Origin of the sequence: Frankia sp. AiPs1 (genome assembly GCF_023716945.1) — a bacterium.
Lineage (GTDB): Bacteria > Actinomycetota > Actinomycetes > Frankiales > Frankiaceae > Frankia.
In genome coordinates, this window is sequence record NZ_JAMQQF010000888.1 from 1 (window position 1) to 1,599 (window position 1,599).

A 1,599-nucleotide genomic window follows, 5' to 3' on the forward strand; every position below is an offset into this window, starting at 1 on the left:
GCGGTCGGCGGAGACGGCGGCGCTCTGCGGGCGGACCCGCCCGCCGACGCCGCCGGCCGAGGCGGCAACGGGCCGGGCAAGCAGTGACCCGCGCCGGGGAAGACGTGAGCGCCGGTGGAGACGTGAGCGCTGGTGGAGACATGAGCGCCGGGGGAGACGTGAACGCCAGGGCAGACGCGAACGTCACGGGAGACCTGCGGTCGCTGCCGGTCCCGGACGGGCTCGACGGGATCCGCCTGGACGCCGCGATCGCGCGGATGTTCGGGCTGTCGCGGACCGCGGCCGCCACCCTCGTCGACGACGGTCAGGCCAGCCTCGACGGTCGGATCCGCGGCCGATCCGACCGGGTCAGCGGTGGCGCCTGGCTGGAGGTGCGGCTGCCCGCGCCGCCGCGTCCGGTCACCGTGGAGCTCACCCCGGTGGCGGGTCTCGGCATCCTGTACGACGACGACGACATCGTGGTGGTCGACAAGCCACCCGGCGTGGCCGCCCATCCGGCCCCCGGCTTCACCGGGCCGACCGTGATCGGAGCGTTGGCCGCGGCCGGCTACCGCATCTCCACCTCGGGCGCCGCGGAGCGGCAGGGGGTCGTGCACCGCCTCGATGTCGGCACCTCCGGCGCGATGGTGGTCGCCAAGAGTGAGCGTGCCTACACACTGTTGAAGCGGGCCTTCCGCGAGCGACAGGTGGACAAGCGCTATCGCGCCGTCGTCCAGGGTCATCCCGACCCGCTCAGCGGCACCGTCGACGCGCCGACCGACCGCCATCCCCGCCGGCCGGGGCTGTTCGCCGTCGTCGCGGACGGCAAGCCCAGCGTGACCCACTACGACCTGCTGGAGGCGTTCCGCTCGGCGTCGCTGCTGTCGATCCGCCTGGAGACCGGTCGGACCCACCAGATCCGGGTGCACATGTCGGCCGTGCGCCATCCCTGCGTCGGCGACCTCGCCTACGGCGCCGATCCCACCCTCGCCGAGCGTCTCGGCCTGACCCGGCAGTGGCTGCACGCGGCCCGCCTGTCGTTCGACCATCCTGGTCACGGCGGCCCGGTCGAGTTCACCAGCCCGGACCCGGCCGACCTGGCGGAGGCGGTGGAAAAGCTGCGGGAGCAGGCATGACCGAACCGGTGGCGATCGACAAGCCGTCCTCGTCGACCTCCGACGTCCTGCCGCCTCGCGATGTCCCGTCGACTTCCGACGTCCCGTCGACCTCCGAGGTTCTGCTGAACTCCGAGGTTCTGGTGACCTCCGAGGTTCTGGTGACCTCCGGCGCCCTGCCGACCGCGCCCGCGGAGGCCGGACCGATCGCCGTGCCGGCCTCAGGTGTGCCGGCCTCAGGCTTGTCAGCTTCAGGTGTGCCGGCTTCTGGCGGGCCGGCCGCGGTGGCTGCCCATCCGATCGTCGAGGCCCGGCTGACGGCGGCCTGGCCCGCCGTGAACCCGCTCGACCGGCTCGACGACGCCGCGCTGCCGACCGTGTTCCGCATCCTCGACACCGCCCGGTCCCGCCTCGCCGGCACCGCCGATCGGGAGGCCTGCCGGGCCCGCCGGCTGGCGCAACGGGTCCGGCGTGGGCGGACGGGCCGGGACGAGTCGGCCGAGGC

At 74.2% G+C, this 1,599-nt stretch carries 1 protein-coding gene and 1 pseudogene; both read left to right on the top strand.

Annotation, left to right across the window (positions count from 1 at the left end; genetic code table 11):
• Positions 1–140 precede the first annotated feature (140 nt).
• A complete protein-coding gene (locus ND748_RS31605; RefSeq protein ID WP_251749953.1) occupies positions 141–1,115 on the top strand; it encodes an RluA family pseudouridine synthase in 975 nt (324 codons plus the stop codon).
• Positions 1,112–1,599: pseudogene (locus ND748_RS31610) on the top strand (hypothetical protein); the annotation flags it as partial. The gene ND748_RS31605 and the pseudogene ND748_RS31610, both read left to right, overlap by 4 nt.